The sequence below is a fragment of the Nocardia caishijiensis NBRC 108228 genome, from assembly GCF_001612825.1.
Classification (GTDB): domain Bacteria; phylum Actinomycetota; class Actinomycetes; order Mycobacteriales; family Mycobacteriaceae; genus Nocardia; species Nocardia caishijiensis.
The window spans coordinates 60,805-83,707 of sequence record NZ_BDBE01000033.1; the positions used below are offsets into that span (position 1 = coordinate 60,805).

Below are 22,903 nucleotides of genomic sequence, written 5' to 3' on the forward strand. Positions count from 1 at the left end.
CCGCGCGAGCCGTGCCGTCGGAAATCCGGCTTCCCCGCCGGTAACTTCTGAAACGCCGACGGCCCGGCCGGTCGATCGAGTTTCGATCGTCAGGCCGGGCCGTCGATGCGGTCCGCGCGGATATCAGTCGCGAGTGAGCTTGCGGTGCGTAACCCGGTGTGGGCGAGCGGCTTCCGCGCCGAGACGGTCGACCTTGTTCGCCTCGTACGCCTCGAAGTTGCCCTCGAACCAGAACCACTTGGCTTCGTTGTCGCTGTCACCCTCCCACGCCAGGATGTGGGTGCAGGTGCGGTCGAGGAACCACCGGTCGTGGGAGATCACGACGGCGCAGCCCGGGAACTGTTCCAGCGCGTTCTCGAGCGAGCTCAGGGTCTCCACGTCGAGGTCGTTGGTCGGCTCGTCGAGCAGGATCAGGTTGCCGCCCTGCTTGAGGGTGAGCGCCAGGTTCAGCCGGTTGCGCTCACCACCGGAGAGCACCCCCGCCGGTTTCTGTTGGTCCGGGCCCTTGAAGCCGAACGCGCTGACGTAGGCGCGCGAGGGCATCTCCTGATTGCCGACCTCGATGAAGTCGAGCCCGTCGGACACGACCTGCCAGACGTTCTTGTTCGGGTCGATACCGGCGCGGTTCTGATCGACGTAGCTGAGCTTGACGGTCTCGCCGACCTTCACCTCGCCGCTGTCGGGCGCCTCGAGCCCCACGATGGTCTTGAACAGCGTGGTCTTACCGACACCGTTGGGGCCGATCACACCGACGATGCCGTTGCGCGGCAACGTGAACGACAGATCCTTGATGAGCTGACGGTCGCCGAAGCCCTTGTCCAGGTTGGACACGTTCACCACGATGTCGCCCAGACGCGGGCCCGCGGGGATCTGGATCTCCTCGAAGTCCAACTTGCGGTGCTTCTCGGCCTCGGCCGCCATCTCCTCGTAGCGACCCAGGCGCGCCTTGTTCTTGGCCTGGCGGGCCTTCGCACCGGAACGCACCCAGGCCAGCTCCTCCTTGAGGCGCTTCTGGAGCTTCTGGTCCTTCTTACCCTGCACCTCGAGACGCTGGGCCTTCTTCTCCAGGTAGGTGGAGTAGTTGCCCTCGTAGGGGTAGGCGCGGCCGCGGTCGAGTTCGAGGATCCACTCGGCCACGTTGTCGAGGAAGTACCGGTCGTGGGTCACGGCGAGCACGGCGCCCGGGTAGGAGGCCAGGTGCTGTTCGAGCCACAGCACGCTCTCGGCGTCGAGGTGGTTGGTCGGCTCGTCGAGCAGCAGCAGGTCGGGCTTGCTCAGCAGCAGCTTGCACAGCGCGACACGGCGGCGCTCACCACCGGAGAGGTTGGTGACCGGCTCGTCCGGCGGCGGGCAGCGCAGCGCGTCCATGGCCTGCTCGAGCTGGGAATCGACATCCCAGGCATCGGCGTGGTCGAGGAACTCCTGCAGCTTGCCCATCTCGTCCATGAGCTCGTCGGAGTATTCGGTGGCCATCAGCTCGGCGATCTCGTTGAAGCGGTCGAGCTTCACCTTCACCTCGCCGAGGCCCTCTTCCACGTTGCCGCGGACGGTCTTCTCCTCGTTGAGCGGCGGTTCCTGCTGCAGGATGCCGACGGTGGCGCCGGGCGCGAGGAATGCCTCACCGTTGTTCGGCCGGTCCAGCCCCGCCATGATCTTCAGCACGCTGGACTTACCCGCGCCGTTCGGACCGACCACACCGATCTTGGCGCCGGGCAGGAAGTTCAGCGTCACGTCGTCGAGAATGACCTTGTCGCCGTGCGCCTTGCGAACTTTGATCATCTGATAAATGAACTCAGCCATATACGGAAGCCTATCGGTGCGGGTAACGGGGATGCGATGCGGAGCGGGCCGGTGCCGCGGACCAACCCTCAGGCGTCGACCTGCGCGGGGATGCCTTCGATCGGCATCTCGTCCGGCGAGCGCGCCGGGAGGGAATCCGCCGCGGACGTAGAGGCTACGGCAGAGCGGCCCTCGGGCGCATACTCGCCCTCCGCCGCCCGCGGTGTGACAGCCGACAGTGCAGCGCCCTGATGCTCGGAAATATTCCGCACCGGGTGCGGAGTGAATCGTGGCGCCTCCGACCGCCGCTGGATCGTGGCGCTGCATCGGCCGAGGTCCGGCCCCACCGCGACGGCGCGCATCTCCAGGTCGCGCCGTTCGCCGCCGTCCTTGCCCCGGTATTCGTGCGAACGCAGCTGACCGTAGGCGATCACCGGGTCACCCCGGCGCAGTGACCGGTCGACCCCGGTGACCAATCTGCGCCAGCAGCTCACCGTGAGATAGAGCGTGCCCGCGTCGACCCATTCGCCCGAGGTCGGGTCGAACCGGCGTGCGGTGCTCGCCATCCGGAACGACACCACCTGTTCGCCGTTGGCCAGATCCCGTCGCACGGGGTGGTTGACCACCGTGCCGATCACCGTCGCATTCGCCTCGTACATCGAAACCGCCCCCGCTCAGACTTTCGGTGTTGTTGCTCTGACCATCCAAGGATGGATCAGACAGGCACCGCCGCACCGACGCCGACGCGATTTGTGGACAACTTCGCGGGTTGTGGAGATCTACCGTGTCAGAACACGGGGAGTTCGGTGTTCGCCCCGCACAACACCACGATCGGGCGTACGCCGGGCTCCGGGGTGTAGGCCCCGCTCTGCACCGCGGCCAACGCCGCCGCACCCTCCAGTTCGACGACCACGCGGAACTCGCGCCACAGGTACTCGCGCGCCCTGGTCACCGCGTCGTCGGCCACGCCGAGCGCACGCATCTGATGACGGCTGGCGATGTCGTAGGCGATGGTGCCGACGCGGGTCGCGCACATCGGTTCGTCACCGGCCGACGGCGCGGCCACCTCCACCGGCTTACCCGCCGCGAGCGCGGCCGACAGCGCGGGCGTGTGCTCGGATTCCACGCCGACGATCTGGCGCCGCTTGCCGAGCGCGGCACCGAGCCCGGCGATCAGGCCGCCGCATCCGACCGCCGCCAGCACCGGCGGCCGCCCACGCACCTGTTCCTCCAGCTCGAGTCCGATGATGCCCGCACCTGCCACCACCGAGGGGATGTCGTCGGCGTGCAGATGTCCGGCGCCGCGTTCGGCGGCCAGTGTCACCGCGTGCCGTTCGGCTTCGGCGAAGGTCGCCCCGTGCCACAGCACCTCGGCGCCGTGCGCCCACATGGCGGCGACCTTCGTGTGCGGTGCGGATTCGGGCACGACGACCGTGCATTCCTTGCCGAGCTGCGCCGCGGCCAGGGCGAACGCGATCCCGGCGTTGCCACCCGAGGCGACGACGACATGCTCCGCCGACTCCTCGGCCAACAGCGCGTTGAACGCGCCACGCACCTTGAACGTGCCGCCGTGCTGCAGGAACTCCATCTTCAGCGATACCGGCACCGGTCCGTCGGGCCCGTCGACACTGGTGTGGAAAACCGGTGTCTTGCGCACCCGACCCGATAATCGACGCCGCGCCGTGCGCACATCGGTTCGCAGCACGCGCGGCACCCTGACCGGTCGGCTCGTCTGGCTCGCCGGTGTACCGCATTCGGTCACGGACGCACCCCACGGTCGCGCCGCGCCAGCTCGGCGTACATCGCGTTGTAGGCGTTGAGTTCGGCGTCGTTGTCACGGTCGGCCGCGCGGTCGGTGCGCTTGGCCAGCCGTTGATCGCTGCGTGACCACTGGATCAGCAGCGCCAGCATCACCACGACCAGCGGCACCTCACCGCTCGCCCACGCGAAGCTGCCGCCGTTGCGCTGGTCGGCGAGCAGGTCGATATTCCAGCCGAGGTCGAGGGTGCGATAGAACCAGCCGCCGAGCACGGTCGTCATGCTCATCAGAGCGATGCCGAAGAAGGCGTGGAACGGCAGGGTGCCGAACACCATGGCCAGCTTGGTCAACGGCGCCACCTCACGCGGTTTGGGATCGATGCCGATCACCACCCAGTAGAACAGATAACCGCTGATGAGGAAGTGCGCGTTCATCATCAGGTGCGCCGCGTGCGAATCCACGTAGGCGTCGAAGATCCCACCGAGGTAGAGCGCGTAGAACCCGGCGACGAAGATCACCGCGGCGACCACGGGCTGGGTGAGGAAACGCGAGATCGGGTTGTGCACCGCCGCGAGAATCCACTCGCGCGGTCCCGGAATCCCGCCGCGACCGGCGGGCGAGAGCGCGCGCAGGGCGAGGGTCACCGCACCGCCCAGGGCGAGCAGGATCGGCGCGAGCATCGACAACGCCATGTGCGCGCCCATGTGCACACTGAACATGGCGGGCGCGTACCGGCCGACACCGGAGGACGTGGCGAGCAGCAGCACGAGACAGCCGCTGCACCAGGCGATGGTCCGGCCGAGCGGCCAGGCGTCGCCACGCGCGCGCAGCTTGCGCACGCCGAGCAGGTAGAGGACAGCGAGCACGATGGCGAGCGTCCCGAAGATCAGGTCGAAGCGCCAGTCGAACAGCAACCTGCCGACGGTCGGCGGGCCGTCGACGGTGTAGCCGAGTTCCACCTCGGTCGGCGTCGGCACGGCGGTCGGCGGCGGGGGCGGAGTCCGTCCGAGACCGACCGCCAGCCCGATCGTGGCGGCGAAGATCAGCATCTCCACGCCCGCGAACCGGATCAGCGCGGCGCGATCGCGCGCGTCGGCCGCCAGTGCGGGCAACGCGGCCCGCCGCTGCAGGAAACCGACGCCCGCGAGCAGCACCAGAGCCGCCGTCTTGGCGAGCACGAGCCTGCCGTATGTCGTGGTGAACAGATCGGCCGCGGGAACGCGAACCCAGGCGTTGATCACACCGCTGAGCGCGATGACCACGATCGCGACGGTCGCGGCCAGCGAGAAACGACGCGCGGCCACATCGGTGTCCGCCCCGCCGCGCAGCGCGTGAGCCAGCACCGCGACCAGCCCACCGACCCATACCGCGGCCGAGATCATGTGCAGGATGAGCGAGTTGGTCGCCACGTCGTGCGAACCACCCGAGGACGAATGTCCGGTCAGGGCCAACGGCATCATGGTGGCGATCGCGAGCGCGAGCAGGATCGGCGTCCAACTCCAGCGCAACGCCAAACGGCAGCCGATCGCGAGGACGAGCGCCAGCAACGTCGTCGTCCGCCAGGCACCCGCCACCTCGACCTGGGCGATCACCGGCCACAGCACCTCGGGCCGCCAGATCGACCCCACCGGCTGACCCGTCGTGTCCGACACCGTCAGCGGAACGAGCAACGCCGCGCACACCGCCCAGACGATCGCCGCGTCCGAGGCCCGCCGCACCGCCCGATACCCACCGGCCTCGAGCAACCCGCTGTCCTTCGGCGGCAGCAGGAACGCCGCGAACAGCAACGAACCGACCGTCACCGCGGCGGCCAGGTCGGCAACAGCCCGCAACGCGGGCAATCCGTACGTGGTGAGCGCGCCCGGATCGGGAATCCCCAGCAAACTCAGCGCCTGCGCCGCCGACAACGCGACGACGATCGCCGCGACCGCCGCGGCCACCGCCCCCGCGATCACGCCGAGCGCACCGAACGTCCGCCCACCCGCCGAGGCACCGCCGCCCGTCGCGCCCGCCCGAGCCGTCTCCGCCGGTCCAGCGCCGTCGCCGACGGTTCCTGCGGAGCGGTCTTGCGATAACGACATGTCAACGAGGGTAGTTCGGCCCCCTCCCCCACGCGCCCATGGGTCGTCGCTCCCGACCCCGCCCACCACCCGGTCGGTCGCTATACTTTTCGCGCTGGACACCGAAGCCGACATCGACAAAGGTGAATGCGTCTGCCTCCGTAGCTCAGTTGGATAGAGCAAGGGCCTTCTAATCCCTAGGTCGCAGGTTCGATTCCTGCCGGGGGCGCAAAAAGGCTCCTGACCTGCACAGATTGCCGGTCAGGAGCCGTCTTCATTCTCGGCACAATGCTTTAACAGCCAGGAACTTCGCAGATAGACTGCCTGCATAGGTCAGGATCTGGACGATATTGACGAGCTCCTCGAAGACTTCATGAGCGAACTGCGACAGCAGATCAAGTCCAAGGGGACGATCGACACCTACTCCAGGGACGTCGGCTACTTCCGCAAGTACCTCGTGAGCAAGGACCTGCCGCCAACTCTCTATCCCTGACACGTTCTGTGCTCGGGGGCTACATCGAGCACACCCTGAACCGCCTGAATCAGCGGACCCGGAAGCCCCTGACGCCGGAGTTCGCTCACCGGCAGTACCGAAGCTTGCAGCAGTTCCCGTCCAAGATGTCTCAGCTCGTGCGCGTGTTCCACAGGAACTCGGCGGACCGAAGCCATCAACTCTGTTGAGGGCTGGTACGGCTGAACCGGCTCAGGAACCGGTTCGGACGACATCTTCACCCATGAGGTGCTCGCGACCCCAGGCCTCCAAGGGGAGCAGCGCGCTGTTGAGGAGCTCGCCCAGCGGTGTCAGGGAGTATTCGACCCGGGGCGGCACCTCGTTGTACACCCTCCGATGGACGATCCCGTCGGCCTCCAACTCGCGCAATTGCGTGGTGAGGACCTTCTCGGTGACGCCGTCCACCGCACGGCGCAACTCGCCGAAGCGGTGGGGGCGTTCGCTCAGCGGCCAGAGGATCATCATCTTCCACTTGCCGTTGAGTACCGACATGGTGGCGTCGAGTCCGCATCGGTACGCGCCCGGCTTGCGTGTCATCGGCACGATGGTTCCTTCCCTCTACCTGTCCGCTATCCCGGGAGTGCGTACCCACTTCACTGTGCGTACTTGTTCGGCCCGGGGGCCGCGCCAACACTAAACCGCATGTCCGACAACAAAAATAATGCGCTCACCGTCCTCGGGCTCGGCGACATGGGCTCGGCCCTGACCCGTTCGTGGCTCGCGGCGGGATACACAGTCACCGTGTGGAACCGCAGTTCCAGGCGGGCCCCGGAGGGGGCAGTGGTCGCCGCGACCGTCGCTGACGCCGTCACCGCGAACACGCTCGTGGTGGTGTGTCTCCTTGACGACGCGTCGGTGCGCGCGACCCTCGACGGCGTCGATCTGACCGGCCGCGACATCGTCAACCTGACCACGAGCACACCCGCCGAGGCCCGTGCGCTCGCCGAATGGATCACCGCGCGCGGCGGTGGCTTCCTCGACGGCGGAATCATGGCCGTTCCCTCCATGATCGGCGCCCCCGACTCCGGTGCCTATGTCTTCTACAGCGGTTCGGCACAGCTGCACGAGACCCATGCCGAGACCTTGGCGGTGCCCGCCGGAGTGAACTACGTCGGCACGGACGCCGGATTCGCAGCCCTCTACGACATCGCCCTCCTCAGCGCGATGTGGGGCATGTTCGCCGGCGCCGCACACGCGTTCGCGCTCATCGGGGGCGAGGACATCTCCCCGATCGAATTCGCGCCACTCATGGTGGCCTACCAACAGGCGATGGCCGGGTACGCCTACGGCACCGCCGCGCAGCTGGCGAGCGGGGACTACACGAAAGGTGTGGAGTCGAACCTGGCGATGATGGCTACGACAAACGACACGCTACGACGTACCGCCCTGGAACAGGGCGTCAGCCCGGAACTTCTCGAGCCCTTCATGAAACTGATGGAGCGCCGAGTCGCCGAGGGCGGCGGGAACGAGTCGACCACCGGCGTCGTCGACCTTCTACGCGGCTGACAGGACAACCGACCGACGCCCCCACTGCACTCGATCGGTCGCGCTGACACTCATCGCTGAACAAGATCCTCGAGGAGTTCGAATGCGACGGGCTGATCTGCATCGGCTACGCGGCGATCGGGATCATCGCCACCGAAGCCCACCGGGTGCGCCCGTCAACTGGTTCGCATACGCCTGGTGTCGTATGCCCATATCGCTATCTCGACGCGGTTGCGGGCGCCGAGTTTGGTCATCAGTGCGGCGACGTGGGACTTGACCGTGCTCAGGCCGACGAAGAGTTCGGTGGCTATCTCGGCGTTGGTGCGGCCGCGGGCAACCAGGGCGAGCACTTGCTCCTCGCGGTCGGTGAGCGGGTCGATGGGCTGGGCCGGTACCGCCGGGGCCTGGTCGGCGAAGGTGGCCAGTAGTCGGCGGGTGACGTTGGGGGCGATCAGCGCGTCCCCGTCGGCCGCCGCGTGGACGGACTGGACGAGCAGCTGCGGTCCGGCGTCTTTGAGCAGGAAGCCGCGGGCGCCCGCGCGGAGGGCGCCGAGGACGTACTCGTCGAGGTCGAAGGTGGTGATCACGACGACCGCCATCGGGTCCGGGACGCCTGGACCGGCCAGGCGCCGCGTCACTTCGACGCCGTCGAGGCCGGGCATTCGGATGTCGACGAGCAGGACGTCGGGACGCAGCCGGGTCGCCAGGTCGAGCGCCGCGAGCCCGTCCGCCGCCTCTCCCACGACTTCGAGGTCGGGTTGGGCGCCCAGGATCATCACCAGCCCGGTCCGGACCAGGTCCTGATCGTCGGCGACGACGACACGGATGCTCATGCCAGCGCCTCCCCAGGCAGTACGGCCTCGACCACCCAGCCTCCCTCGGCCCCCGGCCCGGCGGAGAGCGATCCGCCGAGGAGCTGGGCGCGTTCGGCCATGCCGAGCAGGCCGAATCCTGGCTTCGGGGCCGGTCCGGGGTCGGCCTGTCCGTCGTCGCTGACACGCAACCTGACCGCGTCACCCTCGCGGCGGACGTCGATTTCGACGCGGGTCGCGCTCCGGGCGTGCCGTACGGCATTGGTCAGCGACTCCTGCGCGAGCCGGTAGAGGGCGGCGTCCACGGGTCGTGCCAGCCGGGTCAGCGAATCGTCCAGCGACACCTCGACGACGGGTGTCGCGCCGGTGCGTGCCAGCCCGGGCAGGTCCGCGATACCCGGCTGGGGTGCCAAGGCGACCGCTTCGTCCGCACGCAGCACCCGGACCATGGTCCTCATTTCCGTCAGGGTTCGCGACGCTTCGGACTCGATCGCGGCCAGGATCTCGGTTGCCTTCTCCGGCTGGACTCCGGCGACCACGCGCCCGGCCTGCGCCTGCACCGCGATGGCCGAGACATGGTGGGCCACGGTGTCGTGCAGCTCGCGCGCCAGCGCCAACCGCTCATGATTGCGGATCTCGTGCCGCTGACGACGCCAGAGATCCGCCCGGTAGCGGAACACCGCCGCGAGGGCGACGAACAACAACAGGAGGACGGTTCCGCCGAAAACGTCGGCCCACCCCGCGGCGGAGGCGTACATCCCGAGCGCGACGACGACGGTCACGAATGCCGTGCCAACCACCATCTCCCGTCCCGAACCCCACCGGACCAGGGAGTAGAGCAGGATCAGGTCGGCCGACATGGCGTAGAGGCCGAGGTCCTGGGTGTGCGCGGTCACCTGGAGGATCGCGAGCAGCCCGGCGACGCCCCACCCGACCAGGACAGCGATCAGGGGGCCGCGGCGGCGCCAGAGCAGGGCGGGAATCAACCCCAGCGTGAACACCGTGACCAGGGGTCGCCAGGGCAGGTCGGGCCGAGCGACGCTCTCGACCACGGCGGCGGCCGCGAGCACGCCTGCCACCAGCCAGTCGAGACGACCGATGGGTGGGGCGTCCGCGGCCCGCGGCTCATGCCAGACGGTGACCACGGCTTCAGCATAGGGACCGGCGCTCCCCGGCGTATCCGTCGAAAGTACGAGAGCGAGATCATGCCATCGGCCAGGGCATTCCGACCTCCGGACCGGTGTGTTCGAGGCCAGGTCGGGCGATCGTGGACCTACCTACTCAACGGAGCCCATGATGACGAACCCGCAACCCAGCACCACCCCGCAGGACCAGCCGATGCCGGTGCGCGCCAAGCTCGCCGCAGCGTGGACGAGCCTCATGTTCCTGTACGCCTACGTGGACATTCTCAACTTCTTCACGCCCGGCGTCATCGACGACATCCTCGCCGGAAAGGTCTTCGAATTCGACCTCTCCCAAACCTTTTCGACCACCGCGCTGATCCTGATGGCCGTCCCGATCTTCATGATCGTGCTGTCGATCACGCTGCCCGCCAGGGTGAACCGCTTCGCCAACCTCACCGTGGCATCGCTCTATGTTCCCGTGACGGCTTTCAACGTACTGGGCGAATCCTGGCTGTTCTTCTACGGCCTCGGCGTCGCGCTGGAACTGATCCTGCTCGTCCTCATCCTGCGGTACGCCTGGACCTGGCGCGCATGCGGCTGAATTCTCCTCGACGTGGCCGTCGTAGGCAGCGAGAACCCGCGAGCAGGGTGCGCTAGTGCGCGGTCTGAACTTCCCCTCGGCTCCGTACGACCGCCGCCGATGAGCGGATCACGGTGCTCACCGAGCCGAAGCACGGCATCGCCCACTTCGCGGAACGGGAGAACCAGGATGAGTGTTTCGATTGCGTCGCTGGGACATTCGACAGTGCGGCTGACGGTCGGGGACGGCGTGGTGGTCGTGGACCCCGGCACCTTGGCACCGTCGCAGGCATTCGACGACGTGGCGGCTTTTCTGATCACCCACGACCACGACGACCACGTCGATATCGCGCGGGTGACCGCCGCGCCGGCCGCGCGACCGAGCACCCGGGTGCTCGCACCGCAACCGGTCATCGACAAACTGGTCGCCGCGGGCGGCCAGCTCGAAGGGGCCGTGGAGAGCACCCGTTTCGACATCGCGGGCTTCGCGGTGCGGCCGATCGTGGGTGACCATGCCGCCATCCACCCCAGCTTGCCGGATTCCCCCAATGTCGCCTACCTGATCGACAACCGGATCCTGCACCCCGGCGACGCCTTCCCCGACTTGCCCGACGGCACCGCCCTCGACGTGCTGTTCCTGCCGGTGAGCGGGCCCTGGATGCGCTACGCCGATGCCGTGGACTACGTCGACGCGACCCGGCCGGGCCTCGTCGTCCCCATCCACGACGGCGACCTCGACGACGTCGGCCGCACCCTGACCGACCAACTGGCGGGGTTGCTGCCCGACACCGTGCGCTACCAGCGCCTCGAACTCGACGCGCCGATCACGGTCTGACCGGCCGACGCAGAGTGCTCAGCGGTTCCGGGCGCCACGACGTTCGGGTTCGCTGCGGTACCGGGTGGGCGGACCGTAGATGCCGAACGCACGCCACAAACCGACGGCGACCGGGTTCATCAGACCGAGCTCACCGGCCAGGGCGCGCATGTCGCCGAAATATCCGGCCTTGAGTTCGCGCGAATGCGGTGACTGCCAGAACGCGTCGCGCATCACCGATTTCGGGATGTCAAAGATGCGGGCCATCTCCCGTGGTGGCGCGGCGAGCTCGTTCACCAGCCACTGCATGGCGATCGGGAAGGCCAGCGAATGGAGGAAGCGTATCGGGGCGTTCATCCGGGAGACGTGCGCGCGCAGGAAGTCCCCGGCGAAGGAGATGTGGCGTGCCTCCTCGGCGATGTGGATCTCCATGCAGCGGTGCAGTACCGGCGGCACGTTCGCGCCCTCGCGGATCACGGCCTTCTGGTAGTGATCGATCGGCTCCTCACCGCCGAGGATGCCGATGAACAGGATGGTGTGCGCGTAGCCACCGGCGACACCGATGAACGGTGAGATCAGTTTGAACACCGGCCGCATGCCTGGCACGTCCTCGCCGATCCGGTTGACCAGCTCCTGGAACATCTGGATGTGGTTGCACTCTTCGGTCATCTCGTGCATGCAGTACCGGAACTCGGGCGAGTTGTACGGCAGCTTGAAGACGTACTGCATCATGCCGCGGATCAGGATGCTCTCGAACGCGGCGCCGACCCGGATGGCGTTGGCCTGCCGCCAGCGGCCGATCGCGATCTGCCGCGCGAGGGGCTGTTGCTGGTACCACCTCGTCGCGCCGAGCGGGTCGGCCTGCGGCGAGAGCACCCAGCGCGGGTCGTCGCGGTCGATCGCCATCTCGGGTGCGTCCCAGTCGATGTCGAGATAGGGATCGAACCGCCGGGTGACCGATCCCTCCGACAGCAGCCGCAGACGCTCCCGGTAGTCCTGGTCGTCCTGCGGCGCGGGCGGTCGTTGAGCGAATCTGGTCATGTGAGGAACCCCTATCGGACGTGCGGCATCACGAAGTCTCGCCGGTCGGAGCCGCGTGCTCTCACGGTAAGTGAGATCGACGTCCCACACAATAGGTAAGTGGGATTTGATGTCTCAGTTATCTTGGTCGGGGCCGAAGAGGTCGGCGACCGGGGTCTGCGCGTCGACGTCGACGCCGACGTCGGCCATGGTGACGGCGATGGTGTTCACGATCCAGCGTTGCAGCACGCGCGACAGTTCGTCGGCGCTGAGCGGCTGCATGCCGCGGCTGAGCCAGCGATTGACCGAGTTGTCGACCATGCCGACCAGACCGAACGCCATCGGTTCGGCGACCTCGGTGGACCCGCCGTGGCGCGCGATACTGATCGCGAAGAGCCGCGCGGTCTGCACCGCGACCGCGGTGCGCGCGTCGGAGACCGACGGCGAGGTGCCGACGACCCGTTTCGATCCGGCCGCCAGGAATCGGTGCAGGTGCGGGTTCGTGACGATCCAGCCGATGTAGGTCTCGACCGCCCGGGTGACCGCGTCGCCGACCGTGCCCTCCGGGCTGAGGACCGGGGTCAGCCGCGTCATCACCTCGGAGATGATCCGGGTGCGCACCTGTTCGTCGAGGTCGTCGCGGTCGCCGAAGAGCCGGTAGACCACCGAGCGCGGGACACCGGCCCGTTCGGCGATGTCTTTCACGCCGACCCGCGCACCACCCTCGCGGATGGCGACGACGGCGGCGGCCAGGATCTGGTCACGTCGCTCGGCCTTGTGCCCGTCCCACCGCTGCGATCGACCATCGGACGAGGTAGCGGGTGCGGTGGATTGCGGATTCGGCACAGTCGGACCCTACACCGCGAGATCGGTCGTCGATGTGCCCGTGACCGGGCCTGCGACGCCGCTTCGGCGCCGCTGCCCGGCTGTCACGTGATGACAGCCGGGCAGACGACCGCTGCTGGTCGGCACGGTTACGCGCTCGCCGCCGCGTCGCGCGGGAGCCCGAGCATGCGTTCACCGATGACATTGAGCTGCACCTCGGTGGTGCCACCGTAGATGGTGGTCGCCCGACCGGCGATGAGCTGTTCCATCGCGTGATCGCTGCGCTCCCCCGGCACCGAGACCACACCCGCGACCCCGAGTTCGGCGACGATGAACTCCGAGATCGCCTGTCCCAGACCCATTCCGAGCAGCTTGCCGACACTCGACGTGGTGGAGACATCGATGCCGGACAGCTGCTTGAGCACCACCCGGGAACCGATCACGTCCACCGCGCGACTCTCGGCCATCAGCTCGCCGACCCGGTAGCGTGCCACCGGCGACAGGTCGCGGCCGATCGCGAATCGCAGCAGGTCGGTGTCGGTGGCGTAGGCCTCCATCTTCTGGCTCAGTGCCACCCGCTCACCGGCCAGGGTCGTGCGGGCCACGTGCCAGCCGTCGTCGACCGCGCCCACCACGTTCTCGTCCGGGATGAACACGTCGTCGAGGAACACCTCGTTGAACAGCGCCGACCCGGTCATCTCCCGCAGCGGGCGCACCGTGATACCCGGGCTCGACATGTCGAGCACGAAGTAGGTGATGCCCTCGTGTTTCGGCTTGTCCGGACTGGTGCGGGCGATCAGCATCGCCCACTGCGCGAACTGCGCGACCGTGGTCCAGATCTTCTGACCCGTGACGCGCCAGCCACCGTCGACCTTGACGGCCTTGGTGGTCAGGCTCGCCAGGTCGGACCCGGCGCCCGGTTCGCTGAACAGCTGACACCACACGTACTCACCGCGCAGGGTCGGCACGACCAGTTCCCGCTTCTGCCGTTCGTCACCGTGCGGCACGATGGCGCCGACCGCCCAGGTCCCCATCAGCAGCTGCGGCATCGCGATACCGGAGGCCTTGATCTCCTGCGAGATCACCACCTGTTCGAGGGGCGAGGCCGAACGGCCGTAGGGGCGGGGCAGGTGTGGCAGGTTCCAGCCGCCGTCGCCGAGGGCGACGAGCTGGTCGTCCTCGTCGTCGATCGCCGCGATCTCGGCCAGTTCGGCGCGGATACCCGCCCGGATCCGCTCGGCTTCGGCGGGCAGTTCCAGTTCGTTCGACAGGGTCGTGCCCGCCAAGGCGTACCCCGCGACCGCCTCGGCCCGCTCGTCGCGCCCACCGAGCTGACCGCGCGACGCGAGCGCGCGCCGGTAGTACAGGTGCGCGTCGTGCTCCCAGGTGAAGCCGATACCGCCGTGCACCTGGATGCAGTCCTGGGCCACCTCGACGGCGGCGTCGGGAATGATCAGCGCGGCGATCGCGGCCGCGTAGTCGGCGGTGTCGTCGTCGCGATCGAGCGCGTACGCGGCGTCCCACAGCACGGCGCGGGCCTTCTCCAGGGCGATGCCCATGTGCGCGCACTTGTGCTTCACACCTTGGAACTGCCCGATCGGGCGACCGAACTGCACGCGGGTCTTGGCGTATTCGGCGGCGGTGGAGACACACCACGACATCACGCCGACAGCCTCGGCGCCGAGTACGACCGCGGCCACCGAGCGCACCCGGGTCGAGCTCACCGTGAGCACCCGCTCGGCGGGCACCTCGACCGCGTCGACCTGGAGGTGTCCGGCGCCGCGCAGGACATCGATGTTGTCCTGCCTGCTCACGGTCAGTTCCACGTTGTCGAAGGCGACCCAGCGCTGCGCACCGTCAACGGTGACCGGTGCGAGGAGCACATCCGCCGACGCCGCCCCTGGCACGCCGTCGGCGGTGCCGTCGACGATCAGCGCGCCGTCGCGCAGCACACCGGTCAGCGCCGACGACAGCGCCACCGCACCGGTGCGCGAACCGTCGGTGAGACCGGGCAGTTGGGCGCGCGCCCACGCTCCCCCGTCCTGTGCCAGCACCGCGCTCGCCAGCGCCGTCGGCACGAACGGACCGGTGTGCAGGCCGCGTCCCAGCGGCTCGAGGGCGACGGCCAGCGTCAGCAGTCCCGCGCCCTGTCCGCCGAGTTCCTCGGCGATGTGCAGGCTGAGCAGGTCCTGGCCGACGAGGGCGTCCCAGTACGGCAGCTTGCCGTTCTCGGTGGATTCGACTGCCGCCCGGACGCTTTCGCTGGTGATGGTGCGCTCGACGAAGCCGCTCACCGCGTCGGCGAGGGCCAGGTGGTCCTCGCTGACGCCCACGCCGAGCTCATAGCTGTTGCGCGCCATGACTAGCTGGTCTCCTTCAGTTGCGCGGCGACCCCGTCGATGGTCCACGGCCCGTCGGTCTCGACCGTCCGCACGTCGTGCCAGCCACCGAGTTCGATGATGGCACCGCCCTGCACCGCGAAGACCTTGCCGGTGAGCGGGCAGTCGGCCTCGGCCAGGTGCGCGACCAGCGGGGAGATGTTGGCCGGGGAGAACGCGTCGAACTCGCCCTCGGGCACTTCGGCGGCGAACAGCGCGCCCATGCCGGGGGTGGCCAGGGTGAGCCGGGTGCGGGCGATCGGGGCGATCGCGTTCACCCGCACGCCGTAGCGCTCGAGTTCGTCGGCGGCCACCAGCGTCAGCGCGGCGATGCCCGCCTTGGCGGCGCCGTAGTTGGCCTGACCGGCGTTGGGCATGAACGTGCCCGAGGCCGAGGCGGTGTTGATCACCGATGCCGAGACCGGGTTACCGGCCTTGGTCCGCGCCTTCCAGTACGCGGCGGCGTGGTGCAGGGTGGCGGCGTGGCCCTTGAGGTGCACGGCGATGACCGCGTCCCACTGGGACTCGTCCATGCCCGCGATGAACGCGTCGCGCAGGATGCCCGCGTTGTTCACCAGCACATCGAGCGAGCCGTACTCGCTGATCGCCTGGTCGACAAGGGCTTTCGCCCCGTCCCAGGTGGCGATGTTGTCGGTGTTGGCCACGGCCTGCCCGCCCGAGGCGACGATCTCGTCGACCACCTGCTGGGCGGGTCCGGCATCGGTGCCGGTGCCGTCGTTGGCGCCGCCGAGATCGTTGACGACGACCTTGGCGCCTTCGCTGGCGAACAGCAGCGCGTGTTCGCGGCCGATACCGCGACCGGCACCGGTGATCACCGCGACGCGACCGTCAAGCTTTCCCATGAGTCTTGTCTCCTAATTGAATTCGACGCGGCCGTCGGTGATGGCGATCTGGCCCGCCGCCTCGGCCTCGAAGGCGTAGGCGCGCACGCCGGTGTCGGCGGACTCGGTCGGCCAGAAGGTGGTGGTGATCTCCTGGCCCGGCAGCACGGGCTTGGCGAAACGCACGGCCAGTCGGCGCAGGCGCGCGGTGTCGCTGTCGGCGAGCTCGGTCAGCGCCGCCCAGGAGGTGAAGGCCATGGTGCACAGGCCGTGGTTGATGATGCCGGGCAGACCCGCCATCTGCGCGATCTCGTCGTCGAGGTGGATCGGCATCGGGTCGCCGGAGGCAGGCGAATACCGGAAGGTCTGATCCTTGTCGATCTGCGCGGTGACCCGCGCCGCGGCCTGGCCCGCGCGATCGGCGTCGGTGATGCGGTGCTCCGGTGCGGCCTCGCCCTCGCCGGTGCCCGCGTCGACCTTGCGGAAGAACGCGGTCAGCCACTGCTCGTTGACGAGTTCGCCCGCCGCGTCCCGGGTTTCGGCGTACACGACGACGGTCGAGCCGTTGGGCTTGCCGACGTACCCGATCGGCTTGGCGCGCACGACCAGTTCGTCGCCGGGCCGGATCGGCCGGTGGAACAGGAAGTCCTGCTCCCCGTGCACCAGCTTCATCAGCAGTTCCACCGGGGCGACCGACAGCGCGGCGGGCGCCATCGACGTGAACACCGGCACCACCGCGAACACCGGTGGCGCGACCGTCCCGTCGCGGTGGGCCGCGATCGGGTCATTGGTCGCGGCGGCGTATTCGGCGATCCGCTCGGCGGTGACCGAGAAACGCTCCTCCTCGGTCCATTCCCCCAGGCCGGAGCCGTCGAAGACGACTCCGGCCGTGGTCGCTTCGCCGCTGGTCACGCCGCGGACCCGACGAGCTCGGTGAACTTGGCCATCGACTCCTTCAGATCCGCCTCGGCGTTCTTGGCGACGGCCTTGCCGATCGGGCCGACGATCATGGTGCCCTTGAAGGAGGCGTCGAACGCGGCCGACGAACCGGTGGCGGTCGGCTCGACCTTCAGCACGAATTCCACGGTGACGCCCGCCATGCCGGTACCGGTGATCTTCAGGTACTTCTGCGGGTCGACCTCGGCCACGGTCCACTCGATCTTGTTGGCCATGTTCATCACCGACACGACCTCGATGAAGCGCGCGCCGACGGTCAGTTCGGTGGGCAGGTCCGACCGCCAGCCCTGGTGGATGGTCAGCCATTCCTCCCAGGTCGCCAGGTCACTGAGCTTGGCCCACGCGGCTTCGGGGGTGATGGGCAGTTCGGTGGAGACGGACACAGATGCCATGGGGATACTCCTCGTTGCGATGGTGGAAAATCAGCGGTTGGCCGGGCGGTAGGCGGTCACCACGACCGCACCGCCGAGACCGATGTTGTGCTGCAGGGCGACGCGCGCGCCGTCGACCTGGCGGGCGTCGGCGGTGCCGCGCAGCTGCCAGGTGAGTTCGCTGCACTGGGCCAGCCCGGTCGCGCCGAGCGGGTGACCCTTCGAGATCAGGCCGCCGGAGGGATTGACGACCCACTTGCCGCCGTAGGTGGTGGCGTTGTCGTCGACCAGGCGTCCGCCCTCGCCGACAGCGCACAGGCCGAGCGCCTCGTAGGTGAGCAGTTCGTTGGTGGAGAAGCAGTCGTGCAGCTCGATCACGTCCACGTCCTCGGGCCCGATACCGGCCTGGGCGTAGACGGCCTCGGCGGCGGTGCGCGACATGTCGGCGCCGACCAGGTTGATCGCGCTCTGCGTGGAGAAGGTGCTCTCGAGGTCGGTGACCATCGACTGCCCGACCATCTCGATCGCCTGGTCGGCCAGGTTGTGCTTGTCGACGAACGACTCGCCGGCCAGGATCACCGCGCCCGAGCCGTCGGAGGTCGGCGAGCACTGCAGCTTGGTGAGCGGCCCGTAGATCTGCTTGGCCTCGAGCACCTCTTCCAGGCTGTATTCCTTCTGGAACTGCGCGTACGGGTTGTTCACCGAGTGCTTGTGGTTCTTGACGCCGATCTTGGCGAACTGCTCGAGGGTGGTGCCGTACCGCTCCATGTGCTCCTTGCCCGCGGCGCCGAACATGTACGGCGCGGGCGGCATGGCGAATTCCTGCAGTTCGGCCAGCGCCAGCAGGTGCCGCATCATCGGCTGCTCGCGGTCGTCGTAGGTGGAGCCGAGCGAACCCTTCTGCATCTTCTCGAAGCCGAGCGCCAGCGTGCAGTCGGCCAGGCCGCCTCGGATGGCCTGGGCGGCGAGGTACAGCGCGGTGGAGCCGGTGGAACAGTTGTTGTTGACATTCACCACGGGAATGCCGGTGAGCCCCAGCTCGTAGACGGCGCGCTGACCGGCGGTCGACTCGCCGTAGACGTAGCCGACGTAGGCCTGTTGCACCTGGTTGTAGTCGATTCCGGCATCGGCGAGTGCCTTGGTGCCCGCCTCGCGGGCCATGTCGGGGTAATCCCACTCCAGCGCGCCCGGCTTCTCGAACTTCGTCATGCCGACGCCGACGACGAACACCTTCTGTGTCATGTACGCACTCCTGTGTGTCGCGTTATCCCAAGTACGTGGGACTACGTGTACCAGGAAGGTATATTGGACATCGTGTCCAAGTCAACACCTCGGATGGAGCGAATTCCGCCGGTCGCGACGACGCCCGAAACGGTGCCCGAACACGCCGTTTCGCCTGGAATCTCTACGGTCTACCGCCCTTGACCACTACCGATGTCGACAGCACCGATGTCGGCGCGACAGCGAAAGTTGCAGCGCGGATGTAAGTGAGACACGATGTCCAGGTCAGTGGATCCGGGGTGATGGAGGGAAGATGATGGTCGGATGGGGCACCGCGGTGCGCAATATCGGCGCCTTGTTCCGGGCGGGGGTCGAGCCGTACACCCCGACACCATCGGTCGACGTCTATCGCCATCCGCACCGACGGCTGCGGCACTACCGCCGCGCGACCGCGGGCAGCGGCAATCCGATCCTGCTCGTCCCGCCGCTGGCGGTCACCATCTCCTGCTACGACCTGCGACCCAGCCAGAGCCTGGTCGAGTTCCTGCTCGATCTCGGGCGTGAGGTCTATGTCATCGACTACGGCGACATCACCTACGCCGACCGCGATCTCGGCTTCGAGGAATGGGTCGACGACATCGTCCCCGACGCGATCCGCCGGGTCAGCGCCGAGCAGGCCTACGCGCCGGTCGAGGTGATCGGCTGGTCGTTCGGCGGCACCATCAGCCTGCTGACCACCGCCGCGGACCCCGCACTACCCGTCTCCTCGGTGACCGCGGTCGGCACCCCCTTCGACCAACGCCGCAACGGACAGATGGCGCTGGCCAGATCACTCGGCCGACTCGCACCGACCCAGCTCGTCACCGCGCCGGTGCGGCTCCTCGGCGGTATCCCCAAGCACGCCGTGCGCCTCGGCTTCCGCGCCCAATCACTGGACCGCGAGCTGACCAAACCCCTCTACATCGCGCGCCACGTGGGCGACACCGAGTCCCTGGCGCGGATGCAGGCCGTGGACCGGTTCATGGATACGATGCCCGGCTACCCGGGCCGCTTCTACCGGCAGGTCTACCGTCAGCTGATCCTGCGCAACGAAATGTGGACGGGCACAGTGCATCTCAACCCAGAACACGCCGTGGACCTGACCACCGTCACCGTCCCGGTCCTGCTGATCGGCGGCAACCGCGACACCTTGGCCTCCGCCGCCTCGGTAGCGGCCGGAGTCGAGGTCCTCACTCGAGCCCCGGTCACCTTCGCCGAGGTCGACGGCAGCCACCTCGGCATCATCGCGGGCCCGAACGCGCGCACCGGCACCTGGACCGCCATCGCCGACTTCCTCGCCCGCACCGACCGGCGAAATGTCGACGAGCCACGCGACGACTCCGTCAGCGTGCCGGTCTGACCCCGGCCCCAGGGCGCCCGATCCGACGTCGTGGGGAGAACACCGAGCCCGGCGGCGACCAGCGCCGCCGGGCGAGCCGGACCGATGCCGTGTCAAGAGTGGGCGACAGGTAATCTTGCCCCTCATGTGGATCATTCTCGCCATCTCCGTGGTCAGCTCTGTCGCCATCGCGATCCTGTTCGCGACGGGGTTCCCCAAGGACTGACAGCGATCGGCGAACAACGCCGTTTTCGTCCTGATCCAGGGGCGGCCGCCTAGAGTTGACTGATTGTGCGGGGCAATGCGGAGGGGGACGCGGGGATCGCTCTCGCGGTGCGCCGACGCAGGTGCCGACGGCGCGCACCGGGTACCGCCGGGGTGTACTGGACGCTCGCACGGGCGGGTTTCCAACGGCAGGCGCAATACAAGCTGGCGATGTTCGCCGGACTGTTCACCAACTGTGTCTTCGGGTTCGTCCGTGCCGCGGTGATGGTCGCGGCGGTGCGATCGGCCGGTGATTTCGGCGGGTACGACGAGGCAACCATCGCCGCGTACGTGTGGTTGTCGCAGGCACTGCTCGGGGCCACGCAGTTCATGGGGCCACCGATCGAGCTGGTCGAGCGGATCAAGACCGGTGACGTCGCCATCGATTTCCTGCGACCGGTCGACGTGCAGCTCGGCTATCTCGCCGCCGACATGGGTCGGGCGGCGTGCACCTTCCTGCCGCGCGCGTTGCCGAGCATTCTGATCGGCGCGACGGTGTTCGGCCTGTCGATGCCGGACACACCGCTGGCCTGTCTGCTCGGCCTGATGAGTGTGCTGCTCGCGGTCGCGTTGTCGTTCCTGTGCTTGTTCGCGGTGGCGCTGTGTGGTTTCTGGGTGGTGGAGATCCGTGGCATCCGCACGCTGTACCAGATCGTCGGCACGTTCCTCGCTGGGCTTTTCGTTCCGGTGCACATGTTCCCCGAGTGGTTGCGCGTAGTCGCGCACGCTACCCCGTTTCCATCCATCCTCCAGTCCCCGATCGATACGCTGTCAGGGCGGGTCACCGGAATGGAAGCCTTGACGACCGTAGCGGTTCAAGGCTTCTGGGTCCTGGTGATCGGGCTGCTCGGCAGGGTGTTGTTGCGAGCGGGTCAACGCAGGTTGGAGGTACAGGGTGGCTGAACCGGAGACCGCGCGCATTGTGTCCGGGACCTGGTTCACCCCCTACCTCGCAGTATTGCGTTCGCGCGTGAAAGCACAGCGGGTCTACCGGATCTCGTTCGCCACCGAGGTGTTCAGCGCGTTCCTGATCGGGCTCGTCGAGTTCGCCGAGGTGTGGGTGATCTTCCACAATGTCGGCACCCTCGGCGGACTCGACGTCGACGCGGCACTGTTGCTGTTCGGCCTGTCCAACACCGCCTTCGCGCTCGCGCAGGTCCTGGTCGGCCACCTCGACTCGCTGCCGACGATGATCCGCATGGGCACCCTCGACGCGTATCACCTTCGCCCGCAACCACTGCTGATGCAACTAATCACCAGCGACATCTCACTGCGCCGGATCGCCCGCGCCGCCGTCGCGGTGATCGTGCTCGGCATCGGGCTGTGGCGCAACGACATCGACTGGGGCATCGCGCCGGTTACCTTGATCGTGATCACCCTGCTGAGTGGAATCGCGCTGTTCTGTGGCCTTTTCGTATGCGCGGCGGGGCTACAGTTCTTCTTGATAGACGGTGCCGAGCTCACCAACAGCTTCACCTACGGCGGCTCGTTCGCCGCGATGCAACCGGCCTCGGTGTTCCCGACACCGCTGAAACTGTTGTTCGGGTTCGCGATTCCGGTCGCGTTCACGGCGTACGTGCCGACCACAGCGCTGCTCGGTCTGCCAGGTCCGCCGCTGCTCCCGGCATGGTCGGCGTGGCTCACGCCGCTGGCCGCCGCCTGGGTGTGGTTGCTCGCGGCGGCGGCGTGGCGGGTCGGGACACGGCATTATCAGGGAGGAGGCGGATAACGATGGACGACAACGGCACATCGGATCCGATCATCGACATCGACGACCTCACCCGGCAATTCAGCGTCTACCGCAAGAACGGCAGCCGCTGGCGCAGACATCGCGACGTCATCACCGCCGTGGACCGGATGAGCTTCACGGTCGAACGCGGGTCGGCCGTCGGCTACATCGGCGCCAACGGCGCGGGTAAGTCGACCACCATCAAGATGCTCACCGGCATCCTCGTCCCGACCACGGGCACGGTCCGCACGTGCGGCCTCGAACCCGTGCGACAGCGCCGCGAACTGGCCTCGCGGATCGGTGTGGTGTTCGGTCAGCGGTCCCAACTGTGGTGGGATCTGCCGCTGCACGAATCGTTTTCGATCCTCGCCGCGATCCACCGGCTCGACCCGGAGGTCGCGGACAAACGAACACACGAACTCGTCGAACAGCTGGAGATGGCCGACACCCTCGACACACCGGTGCGTCAGCTCTCGCTTGGTCAGCGGATGCGCGCCGAAGTGGCGGCCGCCCTGCTGCATTCGCCGGAGCTGGTGATTCTCGACGAGCCGACGATCGGTCTCGACGTGTTGTCCAAACAACGATTACGCGAGTTCCTGCGCGCCGAGCGGATGGAGCGCGGAACCACCCTGCTGCTCACCACCCACGACATGGGCGATATCGAACGGCTCTGCGAACGGGTGCTCGTGGTCGACCACGGCAGGCTCGTCTACGACGGTTCGCTCACCGGTCTCGGTGCCACCGTCGGCGCGCGTCGGGTGCTCGTCGTCGACCTGGCCGAGCCCACACCGGATCTCGACGATCTGCCGTGCGGCGCGCAATTGCTGTCGAGCGCGGCGGGCGGGATGCGTCAGCGTCTGGCGTTCGACGCCGAACACACCACCGCCGCGGCGTTGCTCGCGGCGGTCTCGGATCGGGTCAAGGTGCGCGATCTGTCCATCGAGGAGCCGGGCATCGAGGACGTGGTGCGCCGAATCTATGAATCGGCGCGCTGA

General features: G+C 67.9%; 21 protein-coding genes and 1 tRNA gene. 8 read left to right on the plus strand and 14 right to left on the minus strand.

The genetic code is table 11. From position 1 onward, the window contains the following. Positions 1 to 123 precede the first annotated feature (123 nt). The 4 genes from ettA to NC7_RS17490 all read right to left on the minus strand — a co-directional run bounded on the left by ettA (position 124) and on the right by NC7_RS17490 (position 5,619). Complete coding sequence (gene ettA, locus NC7_RS17475; RefSeq protein WP_067984405.1) at positions 124 to 1,800, minus strand: energy-dependent translational throttle protein EttA; 1,677 nt, start codon at positions 1,798 to 1,800, stop codon at positions 124 to 126. Positions 1,801 to 1,868: 68 nt separating this feature from the next. Beyond that, positions 1,869 to 2,438, minus strand: coding sequence for a single-stranded DNA-binding protein (locus tag NC7_RS28590; RefSeq protein ID WP_084458559.1), 570 nt, complete (start codon positions 2,436 to 2,438; stop codon positions 1,869 to 1,871). 128 nt (positions 2,439 to 2,566) lie between these two features. Then, entirely contained in the window at positions 2,567 to 3,484 is a 918-nt protein-coding gene (locus NC7_RS17485; RefSeq protein WP_084458577.1) for a serine/threonine dehydratase, read from the minus strand. Positions 3,485 to 3,537: 53 nt separating this feature from the next. Further along, the gene (locus tag NC7_RS17490) at positions 3,538 to 5,619 is read right to left on the minus strand and encodes a bifunctional copper resistance protein CopD/cytochrome c oxidase assembly protein (RefSeq protein ID WP_067984409.1); all 2,082 of its coding nucleotides are present in this window, start codon (positions 5,617 to 5,619) and stop codon (positions 3,538 to 3,540) included. Positions 5,620 to 5,753: 134 nt separating this feature from the next. On the opposite strand from NC7_RS17490, the gene NC7_RS17495 reads away from it, so the two are divergent. After that, positions 5,754 to 5,827: transfer RNA gene (locus tag NC7_RS17495), tRNA-Arg, on the plus strand. 474 nt (positions 5,828 to 6,301) lie between these two features. Here NC7_RS17495 and NC7_RS17505 read toward each other — a convergent pair. Beyond that, complete coding sequence (locus NC7_RS17505) at positions 6,302 to 6,646, minus strand: winged helix-turn-helix transcriptional regulator (protein ID WP_067984413.1); 345 nt, start codon at positions 6,644 to 6,646, stop codon at positions 6,302 to 6,304. A 105-nt stretch (positions 6,647 to 6,751) separates the two neighbouring features. On the opposite strand from NC7_RS17505, the gene NC7_RS17510 reads away from it, so the two are divergent. After that, positions 6,752 to 7,615, plus strand: coding sequence for an NAD(P)-dependent oxidoreductase (locus NC7_RS17510; RefSeq protein WP_067984416.1), 864 nt, complete (start codon positions 6,752 to 6,754; stop codon positions 7,613 to 7,615). A 155-nt stretch (positions 7,616 to 7,770) separates the two neighbouring features. Here the strand turns inward: NC7_RS17510 and NC7_RS17515 are convergent, their stop codons facing one another. Further along, complete coding sequence (locus tag NC7_RS17515) at positions 7,771 to 8,427, minus strand: response regulator (protein ID WP_067984418.1); 657 nt, start codon at positions 8,425 to 8,427, stop codon at positions 7,771 to 7,773. Continuing rightward, positions 8,424 to 9,551, minus strand: a complete 1,128-nt coding sequence (locus tag NC7_RS17520) for a sensor histidine kinase (RefSeq protein ID WP_067984420.1) — start codon at positions 9,549 to 9,551, stop codon at positions 8,424 to 8,426. The genes NC7_RS17515 and NC7_RS17520 overlap by 4 nt, the downstream gene beginning before the upstream one ends. Before the next feature lie 148 nt (positions 9,552 to 9,699). On the opposite strand from NC7_RS17520, the gene NC7_RS17525 reads away from it, so the two are divergent. Both NC7_RS17525 and NC7_RS17530 read left to right on the plus strand, forming a co-directional pair. Then, a complete protein-coding gene (locus NC7_RS17525; RefSeq protein ID WP_236573555.1) occupies positions 9,700 to 10,131 on the plus strand; it encodes a DUF6326 family protein in 432 nt (143 codons plus the stop codon). Positions 10,132 to 10,299: 168 nt separating this feature from the next. Beyond that, positions 10,300 to 10,944, plus strand: coding sequence for an MBL fold metallo-hydrolase (locus NC7_RS17530; protein ID WP_159372888.1), 645 nt, complete (start codon positions 10,300 to 10,302; stop codon positions 10,942 to 10,944). A gap of 18 nt (positions 10,945 to 10,962) precedes the next feature. Here the strand turns inward: NC7_RS17530 and NC7_RS17535 are convergent, their stop codons facing one another. The 7 genes from NC7_RS17535 to NC7_RS17565 all read right to left on the minus strand — a co-directional run bounded on the left by NC7_RS17535 (position 10,963) and on the right by NC7_RS17565 (position 18,558). Further along, the gene (locus tag NC7_RS17535; protein ID WP_067984426.1) at positions 10,963 to 11,964 is read right to left on the minus strand and encodes an AurF N-oxygenase family protein; all 1,002 of its coding nucleotides are present in this window, start codon (positions 11,962 to 11,964) and stop codon (positions 10,963 to 10,965) included. A 114-nt stretch (positions 11,965 to 12,078) separates the two neighbouring features. Next, complete coding sequence (locus NC7_RS17540) at positions 12,079 to 12,789, minus strand: TetR/AcrR family transcriptional regulator (RefSeq protein WP_067984428.1); 711 nt, start codon at positions 12,787 to 12,789, stop codon at positions 12,079 to 12,081. A 128-nt stretch (positions 12,790 to 12,917) separates the two neighbouring features. Further along, positions 12,918 to 15,128 (minus strand): acyl-CoA dehydrogenase family protein, encoded by a 2,211-nt coding sequence (locus tag NC7_RS17545; RefSeq protein WP_067984430.1) that lies wholly within the window; start codon positions 15,126 to 15,128, stop codon positions 12,918 to 12,920. A gap of 2 nt (positions 15,129 to 15,130) precedes the next feature. Continuing rightward, positions 15,131 to 16,009, minus strand: a complete 879-nt coding sequence (locus NC7_RS17550) for an SDR family oxidoreductase (RefSeq protein WP_067984432.1) — start codon at positions 16,007 to 16,009, stop codon at positions 15,131 to 15,133. Between the two features lie 12 nt (positions 16,010 to 16,021). Then, a complete protein-coding gene (locus NC7_RS17555) occupies positions 16,022 to 16,900 on the minus strand; it encodes a MaoC/PaaZ C-terminal domain-containing protein (RefSeq protein ID WP_067984435.1) in 879 nt (292 codons plus the stop codon). Continuing rightward, positions 16,897 to 17,337, minus strand: coding sequence for a type II toxin-antitoxin system Rv0910 family toxin (locus NC7_RS17560; protein ID WP_067984438.1), 441 nt, complete (start codon positions 17,335 to 17,337; stop codon positions 16,897 to 16,899). Before NC7_RS17560 ends, NC7_RS17555 begins: the two co-directional genes overlap by 4 nt. 30 nt (positions 17,338 to 17,367) lie before the next feature. Continuing rightward, positions 17,368 to 18,558, minus strand: coding sequence for a lipid-transfer protein (locus tag NC7_RS17565; protein WP_067984440.1), 1,191 nt, complete (start codon positions 18,556 to 18,558; stop codon positions 17,368 to 17,370). 292 nt (positions 18,559 to 18,850) lie between these two features. Between NC7_RS17565 and NC7_RS17570 the strand changes: the two genes are divergently transcribed. From NC7_RS17570 to NC7_RS17585, 4 genes are all read left to right on the plus strand, one after another. Then, on the plus strand, positions 18,851 to 19,936 hold the full coding sequence (locus tag NC7_RS17570; protein ID WP_236573556.1) for a polyhydroxyalkanoate synthase family protein: 1,086 nt from the start codon (positions 18,851 to 18,853) through the stop codon (positions 19,934 to 19,936). A 270-nt stretch (positions 19,937 to 20,206) separates the two neighbouring features. Next, positions 20,207 to 21,082 (plus strand): ABC transporter permease, encoded by an 876-nt coding sequence (locus NC7_RS17575; RefSeq protein ID WP_236573557.1) that lies wholly within the window; start codon positions 20,207 to 20,209, stop codon positions 21,080 to 21,082. Further along, positions 21,075 to 21,908 (plus strand): ABC transporter permease, encoded by an 834-nt coding sequence (locus NC7_RS17580; RefSeq protein ID WP_067984441.1) that lies wholly within the window; start codon positions 21,075 to 21,077, stop codon positions 21,906 to 21,908. Before NC7_RS17575 ends, NC7_RS17580 begins: the two co-directional genes overlap by 8 nt. Positions 21,909 to 21,910: 2 nt before the next feature. Continuing rightward, a complete protein-coding gene (locus NC7_RS17585) occupies positions 21,911 to 22,903 on the plus strand; it encodes an ABC transporter ATP-binding protein (RefSeq protein WP_067984443.1) in 993 nt (330 codons plus the stop codon).